Source organism: Mycobacterium sp. IS-1556, from assembly GCF_001499985.1.
GTDB lineage: Bacteria > Actinomycetota > Actinomycetes > Mycobacteriales > Mycobacteriaceae > Mycobacterium.
Window position 1 is genome coordinate 1 of record NZ_LQIM01000012.1, and the last position, 19,020, is coordinate 19,020.

Genomic DNA, 19,020 nt, shown 5'->3' on the forward strand with positions numbered 1-19,020 from the left:
CGTTGGCGCGTCGGTGGAACTCCGAGCATCTGGGGCTGCTGGTGCTGGTACCGCTGCTGGTGTTGGCGCCGGTCGTGGCGGCGGGGCGGGCGCCACGTATGGCGGTGAATAGTGAACGGGCGCCACGTATGGCGGTGAATAGTGAACGGGCGCAACGTATTGGGGAACCTGCTGAGGCGGCGGTGCCCACGACGGTGCCAACAGCCGGTCGAGTTCGGCCAGATCGGTCGAAGCGCGCGCCAACTGCGCTGAGATGGCCGCGAAGTCGGCGGACAGCCGGGCTATCACGGCGCGATGCGGTTCGGTCATGGCGTCATCGTCACAGCCGCGACCGCCTCGCGGATGAGTAGGACTACTCGTCTAGGCCGTGTTCTATCGCGTAACGGGCCAATTCGACGCGGTTGGCGACCTGCAGCTTGCGGAATGTGGCCTGAACATGGTTCTCGACGGTGCGGTGGCTGAGCGACAGCCGGGCGGCAATCTGTTTGGCGGTCAAGCCTTTGGCCACGTAGCGCAGAATCTCGGTCTCGCGCTCGGTCAGGCTCGGCGTCTCCGGGCCCGGTGTCTGCGCGATGCGCCGGTACTCCCCCAGCACCAACCCCGCAAGGCCCGGGGTGAAGACGGCCCGGCCCTCGGCGGTGGCCCGTACCGCGGCGCCGAGTTCCTGCTTCGAAGCGCTCTTCACCAGATAGCCGGTAGCACCGGCCTTCACCGCCTCGAGCACGTCGTCTCGCTCGTCGGACGCCGACAGCACCAGGATCCTCGACGACGGCGAAACGGCGAGCACCTCGGCGGTCGCCTGGGCGCCGTCACCGTCGGCGAGCCGCATGTCCATCACCACGACGTCGGGCTGGACCGCAAGGGCGCGGCGGCGTGCCGAGCCCACGCCGTCGGCGGTGGCGACCACGGTGAAGCCGTCCTCGTCGAGGTCGCGGGCCACCGCGTCGCGCCAGATGGGATGGTCGTCGACGACCATCACCGTCGGGGTACCGTCAGTTCCCATTCCGTCCCGCTTTCCGGCCCGGTCGTCAGCTTTGCGCTGCCACCCAGCCAGTTCATCCTTCCCACAATCGATTTCGCCACTCCGATCCGACCCTCGCGCACCGCCTCGTCGAGCCGGCCGTCGGCGATCCCGGTGCCGTTGTCGCGGATGCTCACCGTGACCGTATCGCCGAGGTCCTCGAGCAGCACGTAGGCGTGGGCGTCGGGCCCGGCGTGGGCCGCCACGTTGTCGAGCGCGTTGGCGGCCGCGGCGTACAACTCCGTGGCGACGCCCGCTTCGAGGAGCACCGGTTCGGCGGGCAGGCTCACCGAGACACGGTCCGACGCGCGTTGGCGCAGTAGCGCGCCGACGTCGGTCGTCGCACCGAGCCGCGGTTCGCTCTCCCCGGAGCTGACCAGCCGGCGCAACGCGCGCTCCTGCTCTCCCGCGAGCTCTGCGAGTTCAGCTGTCGCACCGCCGATTTCGCGGCCGCGGCGGGACACCAGCGCGAGCACCTGGATCGCGCCGTCGTGCACCTGGCGGGACAACCGCTCCCGCTCCTGGTGCGCTGCCGCCAGCCGCGCCGCCTGCTCCAGCTCGGCGTGTGCCCGGCGCGCGGTCTGCGCGGCCATCCCGACCGCGAGGCCGACGGCAAGCTCGATGACGATCGTCGCGTTGCGGCCGAGGTCGTAGTTGATGAAGCCCTTGACGACGGTGCTGGCGATCATCACCACCACCCCGGTCAACATCCCGGCGATCGGGCCGGCGACGATCGCCGCCGAGATGGTGGCGTTGGTCGCCCACAGCGTCGTCGGCCAGGACTGGTTGTCGAACGCCCACTGGGGCGACGCGACCACTTCGGTCGACAGGATCAGCCCGACCACGACGGCGATTTCGGCCAGCACCCACAGCGGACGTCGCCCGAATCCCTGCAGATAGGCGACCGCGCAGACGGAGCTCCACGCGAGCAAGGAGGCGAACAGAATCCACGCCACACCCGGCCGGTCCAGATCGCCGTTGACCGACACTTGAAACCCGAGCGCATACAGGCAACTCAACACCCGGAACACCTGCGCCGCACGCCACAGCGGCGCGGCCGGGTCCGGGGCGCTTTCCACCACGACACCGCCTCCGCAACGCTGCGTTCGAATTTCCATTTCACTGACGGCCGGGACTTCCGGATATCTACGATACGTCTTCTGGTAATGCTCAAGAGGATTGATTATGGATGCGCCAACTCGTAGTGCCGCGAAATGTCTCCTAGCCGCTTGCGCCGCCGCCTCGAGCTTTTGCTTTTTCGCCGTTCCCGCTGGAGCCGAGCCAACCGACTTTGCGGTCCCCGGCCCGACCACCGACGAGTCCAACGTCCTTCCCGTGGCGGACGTGCTCGAAGGCATGTGGAAGGAGTACGTACCTCCTAATGCCATGTCACCCGACCCGATCGGGTCGGCTGACCGATTCGTTGAGCAATTCGTGCCCACCACCACGCAGATCCGCGACTTCTTTGTGTTCCTCGAGCAATTCCGGCCACTGGCGACTGCAAGCTGATCGATACCGAAATGCAACGGCGATTCCATTCCGTTGTGCCAAACTGCGGCAATGGATAACACCGCACCGCCCAGCTTGCTGCGGCACCTCTGGAAAACCACCCTGCTCTCCGGCATCCTCGCCGTTGCACTCGGCGTTCTCGTCTGGCTGTGGCCGGGTAAGACCATCGTCATTGCGGCGATTTTCTTCGGGGCGTACCTGCTGGTCGCCGGCATCGCACAGGTGATCTTCGCGTTCAGCCTGCATGTCTCGGCGGGCGGCCGGGTGCTGCTGTTCATCTCGGGTGCCGCGGCCCTGATCCTTGCCGTGCTGTGCTTCCGCAGTTTGCAGGAATCGATCCTGCTGCTGGCGATCTGGATCGGCGTCGGCTTCATCTTCCGCGGTGTGGCGACGGCGGTATCGGCGATCAGCGACCCGACCTTGCCCGGCCGTGTGTGGGAGATCATCGTCGGCGTGATCAGCCTCATCGCGGGCGTGGTGATGCTGGCGGCGCCGTTCGAGTCGCTCGCGATCCTCACCGTGGTGGCCGGGATCTCGCTGATCGTGATCGGCGTCTTCGAGATCGTGTCGGCCTTCGGTATCCGCAAGGCCTCGAAGAACCTCGACACGCCGGGCGGATCCACCGCCTCACCTGCGGCGGAAGCGCCGGTGAGCTAACCCACACTGACGTCTACTACACCCTGTCGTAGGCTGTATTAACAGCCACGAAAGAGGGTGAGATGGACGCGCTCGATGTGTCGCGGTGGCAGTTCGGCATCACCACCGTGTACCACTTCATCTTCGTGCCGCTGACCATCGGACTGGCACCGCTGATCGCGGGCATGCAGACGGCCTGGCTGATCACCGGAAACACCGCGTGGTACCGGCTGACCCGCTTCTTCGGCAAGCTGTTTCTGATCAACTTCGCCCTAGGCGTGGCCACCGGCATCGTGCAGGAATTCCAGTTCGGCATGAACTGGTCGGAGTACTCGCGGTTCGTCGGCGACGTTTTCGGCGCGCCGTTGGCGATGGAAGGGTTGGCCGCCTTCTTCTTCGAGTCGACGTTCCTCGGGCTGTGGATCTTCGGGTGGACCCGCCTCCCCCGGCTCGTCCATCTCGCCTGTATCTGGGTGGTCGCGTTCGCGGTGAACCTGTCGGCCTTCTTCATCATCGCCGCGAACTCGTGGATGCAACATCCCGTCGGAGCCCGCTTCAACCCGGAGACCGGTCGCGCGGAACTGACCAGCATCGTCGCGCTGTTCACCAACAACACCGCGGTTGCGGCGTTCGCGCACGCGGTGTTCGGGGCGTTCCTGACCGCAGGCACATTCGTCGCGGGCGTATGCGTGTGGTGGATGATGCGCGCACGGCGGGAGAACCAGTCCGAGGCGCACACGATGTTCCGTCCCGCCGCGATCATGGGCTGCCTGGTCGTGCTGGTGTCGACGGCCGGCCTCGTTCTCACCGGCGACGTCCAAGGCAAGTTGATGTTCGAACAGCAGCCGATGAAGATGGCCTCCGCGGAATCGTTGTGCCACAGCGCAACCGATCCCGACTTCTCCGTGCTCACCGTCGGCACGCACAACAACTGCGACAGCGTCGTTCATCTCATCGAGGTCCCGTACGTACTGCCGTTCCTGGCAGAAGGTCAATTCGAAGGGGTCCGCCTCGAGGGCGTCAAGGAGCTTCAAGAGCAGTACGTGGAGAAGTTCGGCCCCGGCGACTACCGGCCCAATCTGTTCGTGACGTACTGGTCGTTCCGCGCCATGATCGGCTTGCTCTCCGTCCCGGTGCTGTTCGCACTGACGGTGCTCTGGCTCACGCGCAGCGGGCGAATCCCGCAGGCGCGCTGGATGTCCCGATTCGCGTTGCTGTCGCTGCCTGCCCCCTTCCTGGCCAACAGCGCCGGTTGGGTGTTCACCGAGATGGGCCGTCAACCCTGGGTGGTGGTGCCGAATCCGACCGGAGACCCGATGATCCGGCTCACCGTCGCCGACGGGGTGTCCGGGCATCCGGTCGGCATGGTCGTGTTGTCGTTGGCCGCTTTCACCTTGGTGTACGCGGTCCTCGCCGTGATCTGGTTCTGGTTGATCCGCCGCTACACCGTCGAAGGACCGCAGGAGCACGATTCCGAACCCGCTGCGCCGCTGCCGCCGGCTGACGACGAGGTGGCACCGCTGTCGTTTGCGTATTGAGAGGGTGTGATTGGCAATGGCGGCAATGGCGCTGCAGGACTGGTGGTTCGTGGTGATGGCGGGCCTGTTCCTCGGTTTCTTCGTCCTCGAGGGGTTCGACTTCGGCGTCGGCATGTTGATGGGACTGTTCGGCCGCGCGGCCCGCGACAACCCCGAAAAGCACCGCCGGGCGGCGCTGAACACCATCGGCCCGGTCTGGGACGGCAACGAGGTCTGGCTGATCACCGCCGGCGGTGCGATGTTCGCCGCGTTCCCCGACTGGTACGCGACGATGTTCTCGGGGCTGTACCTGCCCCTGCTCGCGATCCTGGTCTCGATGATCCTGCGGGTGGTGGCCATCGAATGGCGCGGCAAGATCGACGACGCGGACTGGCGCAGATGGGCCGACGTCGGGATCGCCGTCGGATCCTGGGTGCCCGCTGTGCTGTGGGGCGTCGCGTTCGCGGCACTGGTGCACGGGCTTCCGGTGGACGCCGACAAGCGAATGCACGCCGGGATCCTCGATCTGCTCAACGGCTACACGTTGCTCGGCGGCCTTGCCACAGCCGGCCTGTTCCTGTGGCACGGCGCGGTGTTCGTGGCGCTGAAAACCGATGGGGCGGTGAAGAATGACGCGCTGCGGTTCGCGAACGCGCTGGCGTTGCCCGTGACCGCGGTGCTGGCCTCGTTCGGATTGTGGACTCAACTCGCGCACGGCAAGAGCTGGACCTGGATCGTGTTGCTAGTCGCCGGATGCGCGCAGCTGGCCGCCATCGGCCGGGTCTGGCGCCGCGCCGGAGAGGGGTGGGCGTTCGCGTGCACGACGGTCGTCGTCGCGGCGCTGGTGGTGTTGTTCTTCGGCACGCTGTACCCGAACCTGGTGCCGTCGTCAATCGATCCGGCCTTCAGCCTCACAGTCGACAATGCGTCCTCGAGCCCGTACACGTTGACGATCATGAGCTGGGCGGCGCTGGTGTTCGCGCCACTGGTGCTGCTGTATCAGGGGTGGACGTACTGGGTGTTCCGGCAGCGCATCTCCGCCGAGGACATTCCGGCGCCCGTGGGATTGACCCGGCGGATGCCGTGAACCTGTGGCGGGCTTCCGAGGCGATGCGGCGTTACCTGGTCGCGTCGGTGATGTGCGGAGTGACCATCACCGTAGCGACGATCGCCGCGGCCGTGGTGCTGGCCGACATCGTCGCCGGCGTGATCACCGAACCCGCAACACGCGACATCCGGCACTGGGCCGGCCCGCTCGCATTTCTGCTCGGGCTGTGGGGAATCCGCACCTTCGCGCACTGGCTTCAGGGCCGGCTGGCCTCGACTGGCGCGACGCGCGTCATCGCCGATCTGGCGGGCCAGGTGCTTCGCGCGGTCACCGCGCTGCCGCCGCGGCGCCTCGCGGTCGAACGCGACACCGCGGCCGCGCTGGTCACGCGGGGCCTGGACGGTCTGCGGCCGTTCCTCACCGCGTATCTGCCCGCGGTATTCCTGGCGGGAATCCTCACCCCCGCAGCGGTGCTGGTGATCGCGGCCGTCGACTGGCGCTCGGCGCTCATCGTGCTGGTCGCGTTGCCGCTCGTCCCGGTGTTCATGGTGTTGATCGGGCTGCTGACCAAGGACCGCTCCGAGGCGGCGCTCGCGGCGATGACCACACTGCAGTCACGGCTGCTCGACCTGGTGGCCGGCATCCCCACGTTGCGGGCGTTGGGACGGCTCGACGGATCTGTCGACCGCATCACCGAACTCGCTGCCGCACATCGCCGTTCGACGATGGCCACGCTGCGGATCGCGTTTCTGTCCGCGCTCGTGCTCGAACTTCTGGCCACCTTGGGCGTCGCACTGGTCGCCGTCGGTATCGGACTGCGCCTGGTGTTCGGCGAGATGACGTTGACCGCGGGGCTGACCGCGCTGTTGCTCGCGCCCGAGGTGTTCTGGCCGCTGCGTCGGGTGGGCGTGGAGTTCCACGCCGCTCAGGACGGTAAGACCGCCGCCGACGCCGCATTTCGACTTCTCGACGCCCTGCCGGCCCGGTCGGCGGGAACCGCCACCGTCAGGGCGGCCGGCGCCACCATCCACATCGGGGCGCTCGACGCGGATGTGGAACCGGGTCGGGTGACGGTGCTGACCGGCCCCAACGGCGCCGGCAAGTCGACTCTGCTGCACACGATCCTCGGGCTGCATCCGGGACAGGTTTCGGTCGACGGGATCGACGTCGGCGACCTCGACCAGCGGGCATGGTGGGACCAGATCGCCTGGTTGCCACATCGTCCGGTGCTGGTGCCGGGCAGCATACGGGAGAACCTCGAGCTGTTCGGTCGGCTGCCGGACATCGAAGGTGCCTGTCGCGCAGCAGGTTTCGACGCGGTGCTGGCGATTCTCCCCGACGGGCTGGACACGGTGCTGGGTCGCGACGGCTCGGGGCTGTCGCTCGGCCAGCGGCAACGGTTGGGGTTGGCCCGGACGCTGGGCTCGGCCGCGCCGGTGCTGCTGCTCGACGAACCGACCTCACACCTCGATGCGGCGATGGAGGCGCGTGTCCTCGAAGCGATCGTCGCGAGGGCGCGGGCCGGTGCCACCGTGCTGGTCGTCGGCCATCGCGATCCGGTGCGCGCAATCGGCGATCGGGTGCTGACGCTGGGAGACCTTGTCGATGCGTGAGCTATTGCGACCTCGGTTGGGGCGACTGGTGCTCGCCGTGCTGCTCGGTGTGCTGTCACTGGGCAGTGCCCTGGCGCTGGCCGCGATTTCGGCGTGGCTGATCACAAGGGCGTGGCAGATGCCACCGGTGCTGGACCTCACCGTCGCGGTGGTGGCGGTCCGCGCGCTCGGCATCTCCCGCGGGGTGCTGGGCTACTGCCAGCGGCTGGCGGCCCACGACACCGCGCTGCGCTCGGCGGCGGACACCCGCGAAACGCTGTACCGGCGGCTGGCCGAAGCGCCCGCGGACACGGTGTCCCGAATGCCGAGCGGCGAGCTGGTGGCCCGGATCGGCGCGTCCGTCGACGATCTCGCCGACGTGGTGGTTCGCGCGGTGCTGCCGATTGCCGTGGCTGCGGTGCTGGGTCTGGCCGCCGTCGTTGGCATCGGCATCGTGTCGATCGCCGCGGCGGCCGTCCTGGCATGCTGCCTCGTGGTGGCGGGCATCGTCGCGCCGTCGTTGGCAGCCCGTGCCGCCGCGGACACCGAAGCCGTCGCCGCCCAACATCATTCGGGCCGCGACGTGGCGGTGATGCTCGCGCTCGAGTATGCGCCGGAGCTTCGCGTCAGCGGCCGCCTCGACGCGATCCTCGCCGATTCCGATCACCGACAACGCGACTGGGGCCGAGCCACAGACCGCGCGGCCGCCCCCGCCGCGATGGCCGCCACTGCGTCGACCGCGGCGATCGGCGTCAGCGTGCTCGGCGCCGTGATTGCAGCGATCGCGATCGCCGACTCTGTTGCACCGACGACTCTGGCGATCCTGATGCTGTTGCCGCTGTCGGCGTTCGAGGCGACCACCGCACTGCCCGCGGCTGCCGTGCAGCTCACCAGGTCGCGAATCGCGGCTCGTCGCCTCGCCGAATTGACCACAACGACCGATTCAGCACGGACCAGGCCGCCGGCTCCACATGTACCGCTGGCGGCCGGTGATCGTCTCGCGGTCATCGGACCCAGCGGGTCGGGCAAGACCACGCTGCTGCTGTCGATGGCCGAAACCCACTCGAACACAGTATTTTTCGCCGAAGACGCGCATCTGTTCGCCACCACCGTGCGGGACAACATGCTGGTGGCCCGCGGCGATGCGACCGACGATGAGATCCGAATCGCGCTGCGGCGCGTCGGACTTGGCGAGTGGCTCGACGAGTTGCCTGACGGGTTGTCCACAGTCCTCGTCGGCGGGTCGGCCGCCGTATCCGCGGGACAACGCAGGAGACTACTGCTGGCGCGTGCCCTTCTCACCACGGCCGCCACGGTGCTGCTCGACGAACCGACCGAACACCTCGACGCCGCCGATGCCGGCCAGATTCTGACCGAACTGCTCACGCCCGGCGGGCTTTTCCCCGCCGACCGCACGGTGGTCGTCGCGACCCACCATCTGCCCGACCACCTTGACTGTCCTACCCTCATTTTCGCTGACCGCGGAGTAACCTCATCGGCATGAGCGAACCGGACAAGCCCGAGACGCCACCACACAACCCTGAACTCACGTCGCCACAGAATCCTGAGCAAGGGTCGCCACAGAACCCTGAGCAGACGTCGTCACAAAACCCTGAGCACACGTCGTCACAGAATCCGCCGCAAGAGCCCCCTCCGAATTTCCCGCAGGCACCGCCCCCTCCGCCGCAGTACGGGGCTTATCCCGGCACCTATCCCCCTCCGCCGCAGGGCTACCCCGGTTACCCCCCGCCGGCGACCGCCCCGAAGAACGGCCTCGGCATCGCGTCGCTGGTGATCGCGATCGTCGCGCTGTTGTCCGTCTTCGGTGGCATCGTGCTGGGCGTCGTCGCGGTGATTCTCGGTTTCCTCGGCTGGGGCAGGGCCAAACGCGGCGAAGCCACCAACGGTGGTATGGCGGTGGCCGGCATCGTCCTCGGGTTCTTGAGCATCATCGAAGCCATCGTGCTGATCTGGTTGGCCGTCTGGGGATTCAACCAGGTGGGCGGCACCGATTACATCGACTGCATCTCACGCGCCGGCAACGATCAGGAAGCCGTGCAACAGTGCGCCGAGGAGTTCCAGCAACGTGTCGAGGACGAATTCTCGGTCACGTTGACGCCCACGCCGTAGCCCCTCTAGCGCGCCGGGAAGTACTTGACGATGCCCTCCTGCACCACGGTGGCGATCGGCTGACCGGTGCGGTTGAAGTAGTGGCCGGTGCCCAGCCCACGGGAGTCGGCGGCCACCGGTGAGGACGTCGAGTACAGCACCCACTCGTCGAAGCGCACCGGCCGGTGGAACCACACCGAGTGATTGGTGGTGACCGCGAAGATCCGGTCGTAGCCCCACGACAGGCCGTGGGTGGTGATGATCGAATCGAGCACGGTGGTGTCCGACGAGTAGACCAGCGCGGCGGCGTGCAATACGGGGTCGTCGGGCATCTGCCCGAGCGCCTTCATCCACACGCGGTTGTGCGGCAGCTTCTCACCTTTGCGGCGCATCACCCAACTCGGATCGTTGGTATAGCGCCAGTCGATCGGCCGCAACGCGTTGACGAAATGTGGGACGACGTCTTCGTATCCGAGCAGCAGATCATCCACCGGCGGAACCGATTGCGGGTCAGGCAGCTCAGGCGGTGCGATGCCGTGCTCCAGGCTGCGGCCGCCGGACAGGAACGACACCATGGCGGTGGTCAGCAGCTGACCGTCCTGCATCACGTCGACCCGCCGGTTGGCGAACCGACGCTCGTCACGTAGCCGTACGACGCGGAACTCGAGATCCTTGTCCGGGTCGCCACCGGCGATGAAGTGAGCCGAGAGTGCGCTCGGCGGCGTCGGATGCTTCAGGCTACGGCTGGCCGCCACGAACGCCTGGGCGATCATCTGACCACCGAAGGTGCGCACGGGGTTCTTGCTGGGATGCGAGCCGATGTAGATGTCGTCGTCGGATTGCCGGAGGTGGAGTATCGCGAGCAGCTCGTCGAAATCCGCGGAGCCTGACACGCGCTTCCTCCTCAACGTCTAGACGTCGTCCTCCCCGATCCGGTGCACGTGGATCAGATTCGTGGAGCCTACTGTGCCGGGCGGGATGCCCGCGATGACGACCACCAGGTCGCCACGCTTGTACCGGCCGAGCTCCAGCAGCGACTTGTCGACCTGCCGGATCATTCCGTCAGTGGTCTGGATGTGCGGGACGATGAACGTCTCGGTGCCCCAACTCAGTGCCAGCTGGCTGCGGACCTCCGGCAGCGACGTGAACGCCAGCAGCGGCAGCGGCGTGTGCAGCCGCGCGAGCCTGCGCACGGTGTCACCCGACTGGGTGTAGGCGACCAGCGCCTTGGCGTCGAGGCGCTCACCGATATCGCGGGCTGCATAGGAGATGACGCCGCGCTTCGTCCTCGGAACGTGAGTCAGCGGCGGAGCGGCCACCGAGTTCTCCTCGACGGCGTGGATGATGCGCGCCATGGTTCTCACGGTTTCGAGTGGGTACTTGCCGACTGACGTCTCACCGGAGAGCATCACCGCGTCGGTGCCGTCGAGAACCGCATTGGCGACGTCGGACGCCTCGGCCCGGGTAGGCCGGGAGTTCTCGATCATCGACTCCAGCATCTGTGTTGCAACGATGACGGGTTTCGCGTTCTCCCTTGCCATTTGGATCGCACGCTTCTGTACGAGCGGGACCTCTTCGAGCGGCAGCTCGACGCCGAGGTCGCCGCGGGCGACCATGATGGCGTCGAACGCCAGCACGACAGCCTCGAGGTTGTCGATGGCTTCGGGCTTCTCGAGCTTGGCGATGACGGGCACTCGTCGACCGACACGGTCCATCACCTCGTGGACGAGTTCGATGTCGGCCGGCGAGCGGACGAACGACAGCGCGACGAAGTCCACACCGAGGCGTAGCGCGAATTCGAGATCGTCGACGTCCTTCTCCGAAAGCGCAGGGGCGGACACGTTCATGCCGGGCAGCGACATGCCCTTGTTGTTGCTGACCGGACCGCCCTCGGTGACGGTGCAGATGACGTCGTTGTCGTCGATGCGTTCCACGACCAGGCCGACGTTGCCGTCGTCGACGAGGACCCGGTCGCCGGCCGTGGCGTCTTCGACCAGGCGCTTGTAGGTGGTCGACACCCGGTCGGGGGTGCCTTCGATGTCGTCGACGGTGATGCGCACCGTCTCCCCGGTGGCCCAGAACGTCGGCCCGTCCTTGAACCGGCCCAGCCGGATCTTGGGACCCTGCAGATCGGCGAGGATGCCGACGGCGCGTCCGGTTGCGTCGGACGCGGCCCGGACCCGCTTGTAGTTCGCCTCGTGATCGGGATAGTCGCCGTGGCTGAAGTTGAGCCGCGCGACGTCCATTCCGGCCTCGACAAGCGCACGAACAGCGTCCTCGTTGGCTGTGGCCGGACCGAGGGTGCAGACGATCTTCCCGCGCCTATTCACGACTCCCGAGCATAGTCGTTATCGATTCAGTCGAGGGCAGCCCGAAGCGCTTGCGGAGTCACCGGCGAAGCTGGCGGGTCACCCGTCGAGAACGGTCGGAACCAGCGGGAATCCGGGCAGGTTGCGCACCACCGTCCAGGCCACGATCGAGACGATGATCACGACGGTGGCCGGTGTATTCATCAACGGTTTGTCTTGGCGCCATCGGATCAGAAGCCATCCCAACAACAGCGGAAGCCCCACGAGCAGATAGACGTTGTCGGCCACCGCGGCGGCAAGGTCGCCGTGCAGCAGGTCGTGCGCCATCCGCAAGCCACCGCAGCCTGGGCAGTAGAGCCCGGTAAGCGCGTTGAAGGGACACGACGGAAAGGGGAAGCTCGGGCGGTGCGGATCGGCGATGCCGATGTAAGCCAACGCGCCTGTCAGCAGGGCGCCCGTTCCGAGCGCACCGTACAGCCGTTTGCGGCTCGTGGCGGAGCTAGGTGCCATCGCGCAGAGGGCGCCCCTGAGGATCGCGGACCCGGTCGGTCAGCAGCAGGATGGCGTCGATGATGCCCCAGATGACGGCACCGATGCCGCAGGTGAGCAGGCCGACCACCAACTGCGCGATGCCGAGTCCGGTGTAGCCGAGGTAGATACGGCCGATACCCACCACACCGAAAAGGCCGATCAGCTGCAAAAGGCCCGCAATGGTCTTGGATTTGTCGGAGTACGGCTCACCCGTCAGCGGATGGCGGCCATACGGGGCCGTCGGATCGCCATACACGGGCGGATAGCCCCCTGGCGGCGGGCCGTACTGGCCGGGTGGAGGCGGATAATCGGGCTGCTGCGGGGGCGGTGGGGGCGTGCTGCCATGCTCACTGCCACCGAACTGCGGCTCAGTCATGGCCCCCAGCATGCCAGACGAACCAGCGGCCGGTCAGTAGGAAACCTCGCCAATCTCGATAGGAAGTGCCATTGGCGCGGCAGTGACCGCAATGACAGCTACGGGACACTGCGTAGTGGGCACGTGCACGCCTTCAAAGATGCTGCCGCTCTTATATTTTGACGATTTCGTCTGATCGTCGTCGTCACCTAGAAGGGTGGAGGTTCGCAGTCGCGGGCGAGGGCTTCGGCGAGTAGCTGCTGTTGGCGTTGTTCTTCGGCGATCAGTTCGCTGCGTTGGCGGCGTTCGGCGTCGATGCGGTCGCGACGATCCTGCTCGCGAGTTTGCCTGCGCCGCGGCATCATCGCCAACCGGTCGGCGCCGTCGTCAGGCTCACTACGTGGTGGTATCTCGAGTTGCCCCGTCGACTGCCCGAGCGCCGGAAACATGGCCGCCCCATGGGGTTCGGTGCGCCAGAGATGACCCGTCGGCGCGATCAACTCGATCGAGCCGTCGGGCAATTGCCGGTCGGACCACCCGCCTGTCCCGCACAAGAACGTCTTGACCAGATGGTGGGTGCGGCAGTAATGCTTGGTGTTCGACGGATGAGTCGGGCCGTACGGCCAAGGCACCGTATGGTCAACATCACAGCGCTGCACTGGCTTGTCACAACCCGGCCAGCGGCAGGTGAGATCCCGCCACCGCAGGAAATCGGTCAACCCAGCGCTGGGCCGATACCCGTTGTCGGCGACCGCATCAGCGCGCGGCAGCACCACCGGCTTCAACTGCGCGTTCTTGGCGATGCCTCGTACCGATTCGGCCGGCAGCACCCCGAACCCGGGCAGATAGCCCGGCTTGTCGCTGGTCCCATCGAGGGTGCCGTGTTCGGCGAGCAGGTGCACCACCGCCGCGGTAGCCGCTGCGTGTTGCTCAGCCGCCGGGCAATCGTCTAATCCACACTCACAAGCCAGCCTGGACTCCAAGCGCGACAGCGGCCCGCAGGCATCGGCGCGGCGCTGCTCTTTGGTGCGCGGATCCTTGTCGCAGACCGTGGCCGCAAGCGCATCCAACCGCTGATCCAACGCAGCCCCGACTTCGGCGTGCAGTGAACCCGTTACCGCGGCCACTCCGGCGGTGTCGGTCGGGGTTATCTCGACGTAGCGGTGCTCGTCGACCTCCGGCGGCACCCGGACGGCGGCCGGATCATATTCGGCGACAAACGAATCGATGCGATCGCGCAACTTGTTCTTCGACAGTTTCATCCACTTTTCGACCCGCCCGGCCAGTGCTTCGTCCAAGCCGGCGATGATGTCGTCTTCGACGTTCTCGGTGCGCGCAACGACCGTGGCCACCAGCCGGTAGTCGATCACTCCCCGGCAGAACCGTCGAAGAATCTGCGGCAGCCGCTTCCGCAACGTCACCGCGACCCCGACCTGACCGACCGCGCGGGCATGGCTGATGTTCTGCACCGCCGAGATCTCGGCCGCCACTGCGGTCATGGAGTCGACGGCGCACAAGTCGGCCAACTCGAAACCCGGATTCCGCCGCTCAAACAACTCGCCGACCGACGCCAACCGCCGCCCCATCGCCGCGGACTCCTCACGAGTCTCCTCCCCCATGAAGGTGAGCAGCTCCGAATCGGATACGGTTTCGAACATATGTTCGATATTACTCGGAGCGTCTGACAGATGTCTCGGAATTGCCGGGAAAACCCGACCGGATCAGCGGTTGCGGCGACTACGCAGCCAGCGACGCATCCGCCCGCCGGATCTCTCCGTCGGCGCGGCGGTTGACTCCTCAGGCTTGGGCTCAGGCCCCTCGTCAGACTCAACCTCACCGGCCAGTTCTTCGGCCTCAGCCTCACCCTCGACCGCGACGTCGTGCGCCTCGCCGGCGTCGGCCAACGCGTCGCTGGCCTCCTCCCCCTCAACGGCACCGACACCACCAACGTCAGCGCCCTCACTGGCCTCCGCCTCGACAATGTCTTCCGCCGGGGCGTCGGCCACATCCGTAGTCAAGGCGTCAGCCTCAGCGGCGGCCTCCGGCTCCTCGTCAGCCTCAACCTCATCGACCAGTTCTTCGGCCTCAGCCTCAGCCTCCACCGCGACGTCGTGCGCCTCCGAAGCATCTGCCAACGCGTCGCTGGCTTCCTCCCCTTCAACGGCACCGACACCGCCTACGTCAGCGCCCTCACTGGCCTCCGCTTCCGGCCCTTCGGCCACATCTGCGGTCAAGGCGTCAGCCTCAGCGACGGCCTCCGGCTCCTCGTCAGCCTCAACCTCATCGACCAGTTCTTCGGCCTCAGCCTGACCCTCGGCCGCAACGTCGTGCGCCTCCGACGCGTCCGTCAGAGCGTCGCTGGCTTCCTCCCCCTCAACGGCACCGACACCACCAACGTCAGCGCCCTCACTGGCCTCCGCCTCCGGCCCTTCGGCCACATCTGCGGTCAAGGCGTCAGCCTCAACGACCGCCTCCGGCTCCTCGTCAGCCTCAACCTCATCGACGAGTTCTTCAGCATCAGCCTCCACCGCGACGTCGTGGTGCGCCTCGTCGGCGTCGGTCAGAGCGTCGCTGGCTTCCTCCCCTTCAACGGCACCGACACCACCAACGTCGGCGCCCGCACCAGCCTCGGCGCCAGCGTCGGGCTCCTCTGCAGCCTCAACCTCATCGACCAGTTCTTCGGCCTCAGCCTCACCCTCGACCGCAACGTCGTGCGCCTCCGAAGCATCGGCCAACGCGTCGCTGGCTTCCTCCCCTTCAACGGCACCGACACCGCCTACGTCAGCGCCCTCACCGTCCTCCGCCTCCGGCCCTTCGGCCACATCTGCAGTCAAGGCTTCAGTCTCAGCGACGGCTTGCGCGTCCCCGCCCTCGTCCGCTTTGCCAACAAGCGCCTCGTCGGCGCCCGCCTCGGCAACCGGCACTGTCTTCCGCCGTCGCTTCGGCCACATTCTCGGCCAAGGTTTCGGCCTCTTCGCGACAACCGCTTCGTGCGCGCCCTCGTCGGCCTCGGGCTCCCCTTCAGCCTCAACCTCGTCGACCAGTTCTTCGGCCTCAGCCTCGCCCTCGACCGCAGCTCCGTGCGCCTCCGAAGCATCGGCAAGCGCGTCGCTGGCCTCCTCCCCTTCAACGGCACCGACACCACCTACATCAGCGCCCTCGCCGGCCTCGGCGAACTCCTCCGCCTCGAGAATGTCCTCGGCCGGGGCGTCGGCCACATCGGCAGTCAAGGCTTCAGCTTCGAGGACAGCCTCCGCGGTCTCCGAGTCGTCACCTTCAACGGCGAATTCCTCGGCGTCTTCGAGGTCGTCGGCGGGCACACCGGCGACATCCGCGCCGAGTTCCTCTGCCGAGATGTCCTTGATCGAACCCTTCTCGTCGTCGTCTTTATCGGCGGCCGCGGCCTTGGCAGCTGCCACCACACCCGATGTCGCGGCGACGGCGGCCAGATCCTCGGTGACTTCCCCGACCGGCGACCAGCCCTCGCGGGCTTTTCCTTTGAGCGTCGCCGGGTCCTCCCGGCCTTTCGGAGCGGCCATGATGTACACGACGGCACCGATGAACACGAACGTCGCCGTGAACGAGTTGATTCGGACGCCCTCGATCATCGTGGCGTCGTCGACGCGCAGCAACTCGATCCAGAACCGGCCCACGCAGTATCCGGCTACGTACAACGCGAACAGGCGGCCGTGACCGAACTTGAATCGCCGGTCGACGTAGATGAGAACCGCGAAAACCAGCAGGTTCCAGAGCAATTCGTACAGAAACGTGGGATGGACGAGGTGGACCACTTCGCCCGTCGAGACACCGTTGAGGTTGTCCACCATGCCCGCTGAGTCTCTGCGCTCGTAAATCTTCAGCGCCCAGGGCAGGGTCGTCTCGCTGCCCCACAACTCCTGGTTGAAATAGTTGCCGATTCGGCCGATCCCCTGCGCCAGAATGATTCCCGGCGCGATCGCATCGCCGAACGCGGGCAGCGGAATTCCCCGCCGACGGCAGGCGATCCAGGCGCCCACACCGCCGAGGGCGACCGCACCCCAGATTCCGAGACCACCGTCCCAGATTCGAAACACCCCGGCCAGGCCGGCGCCGTTGTCGCCGAAGTAGCGCCACCAGTCGGTGATCACGTGGTAGAGCCGGCCACCGATCAACCCGAACGGCACCGCCCACAAGGCGATGTCGTAGATGACTCCGCGCTCGCCGCCCCGGGCTTCCCACCGCCGGTCACCGATGATCAACGCCGCCACGATGCCGACGATGATGCACAACGCATATGCTCGAATAGGCAGTGGGCCGATCTGCCAGACGCCCTGTGCCGGGCTTGGAATTGCGGCCAGGAATGTCGTCGTCACGCAGGAATCCTCTGCCTGACACCGTCCGCGAGCTCGGCGGTCAGCGTTCCCAACGCGTCGAGACCGTTCTGCAGCGCCGACACCAACGCCGACCCCACGATCACCCCGTCTGCATAGGCGCCGATCTCGGCGGCCTGCGGTCCCGACCGGACCCCCAGGCCGACGCCCACCGGGATATCGGAGACCGCCTTCACCCGGCGCACCAATTCAGGTGCGGCCGTAGAGACTGCATCCCGCGCACCGGTCACCCCCATCGTCGATGCGGCATAGACGAACCCGCGCGACGCGCGAACCGTCATCGCCAGCCGTTCGGGCGTTGACGACGGCGCCACCAAGAAGATCCGGTCCAGGCCGCGTGCCTCCGACGCCTCCAGCCACTCGGCGGCTTCGTCCGGAATCAGGTCCGGGGTGATCATCCCGAGCCCACCGGCCGATGCCAGATCTCTGGCGAAAGCGTCGATCCCCCAGTGCAGGACCGGGTTCCAGTACGTCATCAGCACCGCCCGCCCTCCGGCGTTGCTGATCGCCTCCACCGCCGCCAGTGAGTCACGCACGCGCACCCCGCCGTGCAATGCGGCTTCGGTGGCCGCCGCGATCGTCGGACCATCCATCCCGGGGTCCGAGTATGGGACGCCGACCTCGACGAGGTCGCACCCATTTTCGACCAGCGTCGTCATCGCCGAGATCGAAGTCGGCAGATCCGGAAATCCGGTCGGCAGGTAGCCGATCAGCGCGCTGCGCCCCTCGCTACGGCAGGCGTCGAACAACGAAGCGAGCCGACTCACCGCGCACCGTCCAGCAAGCCGAACCACTTCGCCGCGGTCTCGACGTCCTTGTCGCCGCGCCCGGACAGGTTCACCAACACGATCGAACCGGGACCGAGTTCCCGGCCCAATTGAATTGCGCCAGCGAGCCCGTGCGCGGACTCGATCGCGGGGATGATGCCCTCCATGCGGCAGAGCAACGAGAACGCGTCCATCGCCTCGGTGTCGGTGATCGGCCGATACTCTGCGCGCCCGATGTCCTTGAGGAAAGCGTGCTCAGGTCCGACCCCCGGGTAATCCAAACCCGCTGAGATGGAATGCGATTCGATGGTCTGCCCATCTTCGTCCTGCAGAAGGTATGAGAACGAACCCTGGAACGCACCCGGTGAGCCACCTGTGAAAGTCGCTGCGTGACGGCCGGTTTCGACGCCGTCACCGGCGGCTTCGTAGCCCACCAGCCGCACGTGGGGGTCGTCGATGAACGCATGGAAGATCCCAATCGCATTCGACCCGCCGCCGACACAGGCGGTCACCGCGTCGGGCAGCCGACCCGCCTGCGCCTGGATCTGCGCGCGGGCCTCCAGCCCGATCACCCTCTGGAAGTCGCGCACCATCGTCGGGAACGGGTGAGGTCCGGCAGCCGTGCCGAAGCAGTAGTAGGTGTAGTCGGCGTTGGTGACCCAGTCACGGAACGCCTCGTTGATCGCGTCCTTCAAGGTCTTCGAGCCCGCCTCTACCGACACCACCGTCGCACCGAGCAACCGCATCCGCGCCACGTTCAGCGCCTGGCGAGCGGTGTCGACGGCGCCCATGTAGATGATGCATTCGAGGCCGAGCAGCGCACACGCGGTCGCGGTCGCCACACCGTGCTGGCCCGCGCCCGTCTCGGCGATGACCCGTGTCTTGCCCATCTGCCTGGCCAGCAATGCCTGACCGAGCACGTTGTTGATCTTGTGAGATCCCGTGTGGTTGAGGTCTTCTCGCTTCAGGAAGATACGAGCGCCACCGGCATGCTCCGACAGCCGTTCGGCTTCGTACAACGGTGAGGGACGGCCGCTGTAATGGCGCTGCAGCCGGTCCAATTCGTCGAGAAAGGTCTGATCGCCGCGTGCCTTTTCGTAGGCCGCGGTGACCTCCTCGATCACCGCCATCAGCGCCTCGGCAACGAATCTGCCGCCGTAGACCCCGAAGTGGCCACGCTCATCCGGATCGTGGGCGGTCGGCTCTGCTATGGCCGCGCTGGAACGAGGCAGCTCAGGCCCGGCGAGATCGGCCAC

17 protein-coding genes and 1 pseudogene are annotated in these 19,020 nt (G+C 66.8%); 7 read left to right on the top strand and 11 right to left on the bottom strand.

The window, feature by feature from the left end:
- The 3 genes and pseudogenes from AU187_RS25780 to macS all read right to left on the bottom strand — a co-directional run.
- A pseudogene (locus AU187_RS25780) lies at positions 1 to 309 on the bottom strand (DUF2339 domain-containing protein); the annotation flags it as partial.
- 43 nt (positions 310 to 352) lie between these two features.
- Positions 353 to 1,003, bottom strand: a complete 651-nt coding sequence (locus tag AU187_RS09270; protein ID WP_059100092.1) for a response regulator — start codon at positions 1,001 to 1,003, stop codon at positions 353 to 355.
- A complete protein-coding gene (gene macS, locus AU187_RS09275) occupies positions 976 to 2,139 on the bottom strand; it encodes a MacS family sensor histidine kinase (protein ID WP_172800204.1) in 1,164 nt (387 codons plus the stop codon). Before macS ends, AU187_RS09270 begins: the two co-directional genes overlap by 28 nt.
- A gap of 217 nt (positions 2,140 to 2,356) precedes the next feature.
- Here macS and AU187_RS25410 point away from each other — a divergent pair, with 217 nt between their 5' ends.
- The 7 genes from AU187_RS25410 (at position 2,357) to AU187_RS09310 (ending at position 9,453) form a co-directional block, all read left to right on the top strand.
- Positions 2,357 to 2,530: a hypothetical protein gene (locus AU187_RS25410; protein ID WP_156425378.1), complete on the top strand. Its 174-nt coding sequence runs from the start codon at positions 2,357 to 2,359 to the stop codon at positions 2,528 to 2,530.
- A 51-nt stretch (positions 2,531 to 2,581) separates the two neighbouring features.
- The gene (locus AU187_RS09285; RefSeq protein ID WP_059100090.1) at positions 2,582 to 3,187 is read left to right on the top strand and encodes an HdeD family acid-resistance protein; all 606 of its coding nucleotides are present in this window, start codon (positions 2,582 to 2,584) and stop codon (positions 3,185 to 3,187) included.
- Positions 3,188 to 3,249: 62 nt separating this feature from the next.
- Positions 3,250 to 4,704 (top strand): cytochrome ubiquinol oxidase subunit I, encoded by a 1,455-nt coding sequence (locus AU187_RS09290; protein WP_059100089.1) that lies wholly within the window; start codon positions 3,250 to 3,252, stop codon positions 4,702 to 4,704.
- A gap of 25 nt (positions 4,705 to 4,729) precedes the next feature.
- Positions 4,730 to 5,770, top strand: coding sequence for a cytochrome d ubiquinol oxidase subunit II (cydB, locus tag AU187_RS09295; RefSeq protein WP_059100190.1), 1,041 nt, complete (start codon positions 4,730 to 4,732; stop codon positions 5,768 to 5,770).
- Between the two features lie 23 nt (positions 5,771 to 5,793).
- Positions 5,794 to 7,344 (top strand): thiol reductant ABC exporter subunit CydD, encoded by a 1,551-nt coding sequence (gene cydD / locus AU187_RS09300; protein WP_059100189.1) that lies wholly within the window; start codon positions 5,794 to 5,796, stop codon positions 7,342 to 7,344.
- On the top strand, positions 7,337 to 8,827 hold the full coding sequence (locus tag AU187_RS09305) for an ATP-binding cassette domain-containing protein (RefSeq protein WP_059166656.1): 1,491 nt from the start codon (positions 7,337 to 7,339) through the stop codon (positions 8,825 to 8,827). The genes cydD and AU187_RS09305 overlap by 8 nt, the downstream gene beginning before the upstream one ends.
- Positions 8,824 to 9,453 carry a DUF4190 domain-containing protein gene (locus AU187_RS09310; RefSeq protein ID WP_059100087.1) on the top strand — a complete coding sequence of 210 codons (630 nt, stop codon included), beginning with the start codon at positions 8,824 to 8,826 and terminating at the stop codon, positions 9,451 to 9,453. The genes AU187_RS09305 and AU187_RS09310 overlap by 4 nt, the downstream gene beginning before the upstream one ends.
- A 5-nt stretch (positions 9,454 to 9,458) precedes the next feature.
- Here AU187_RS09310 and AU187_RS09315 read toward each other — a convergent pair whose 3' ends face one another.
- From AU187_RS09315 to trpB, 8 genes are all read right to left on the bottom strand, one after another.
- Positions 9,459 to 10,325: an acyl-CoA thioesterase II gene (locus AU187_RS09315; RefSeq protein ID WP_059100086.1), complete on the bottom strand. Its 867-nt coding sequence runs from the start codon at positions 10,323 to 10,325 to the stop codon at positions 9,459 to 9,461.
- Positions 10,326 to 10,343: 18 nt separating this feature from the next.
- Entirely contained in the window at positions 10,344 to 11,762 is a 1,419-nt protein-coding gene (pyk, locus tag AU187_RS09320; protein WP_059100085.1) for a pyruvate kinase, read from the bottom strand.
- A gap of 78 nt (positions 11,763 to 11,840) precedes the next feature.
- On the bottom strand, positions 11,841 to 12,251 hold the full coding sequence (locus AU187_RS09325; RefSeq protein ID WP_059100084.1) for a DUF2752 domain-containing protein: 411 nt from the start codon (positions 12,249 to 12,251) through the stop codon (positions 11,841 to 11,843).
- On the bottom strand, positions 12,241 to 12,648 hold the full coding sequence (locus tag AU187_RS09330; RefSeq protein WP_059100188.1) for a TM2 domain-containing protein: 408 nt from the start codon (positions 12,646 to 12,648) through the stop codon (positions 12,241 to 12,243). The genes AU187_RS09325 and AU187_RS09330 overlap by 11 nt, the downstream gene beginning before the upstream one ends.
- A gap of 188 nt (positions 12,649 to 12,836) precedes the next feature.
- Positions 12,837 to 14,285, bottom strand: coding sequence for an HNH endonuclease signature motif containing protein (locus AU187_RS09335; protein WP_059100083.1), 1,449 nt, complete (start codon positions 14,283 to 14,285; stop codon positions 12,837 to 12,839).
- Positions 14,286 to 14,348: 63 nt separating this feature from the next.
- Complete coding sequence (lgt, locus tag AU187_RS09340; RefSeq protein ID WP_059100082.1) at positions 14,349 to 16,979, bottom strand: prolipoprotein diacylglyceryl transferase; 2,631 nt, start codon at positions 16,977 to 16,979, stop codon at positions 14,349 to 14,351.
- Positions 16,976 to 17,764 (bottom strand): tryptophan synthase subunit alpha, encoded by a 789-nt coding sequence (trpA, locus tag AU187_RS09345; protein ID WP_059100081.1) that lies wholly within the window; start codon positions 17,762 to 17,764, stop codon positions 16,976 to 16,978. Before trpA ends, lgt begins: the two co-directional genes overlap by 4 nt.
- Entirely contained in the window at positions 17,761 to 19,020 is a 1,260-nt protein-coding gene (gene trpB, locus AU187_RS09350; protein ID WP_059100080.1) for a tryptophan synthase subunit beta, read from the bottom strand. The genes trpA and trpB overlap by 4 nt, the downstream gene beginning before the upstream one ends.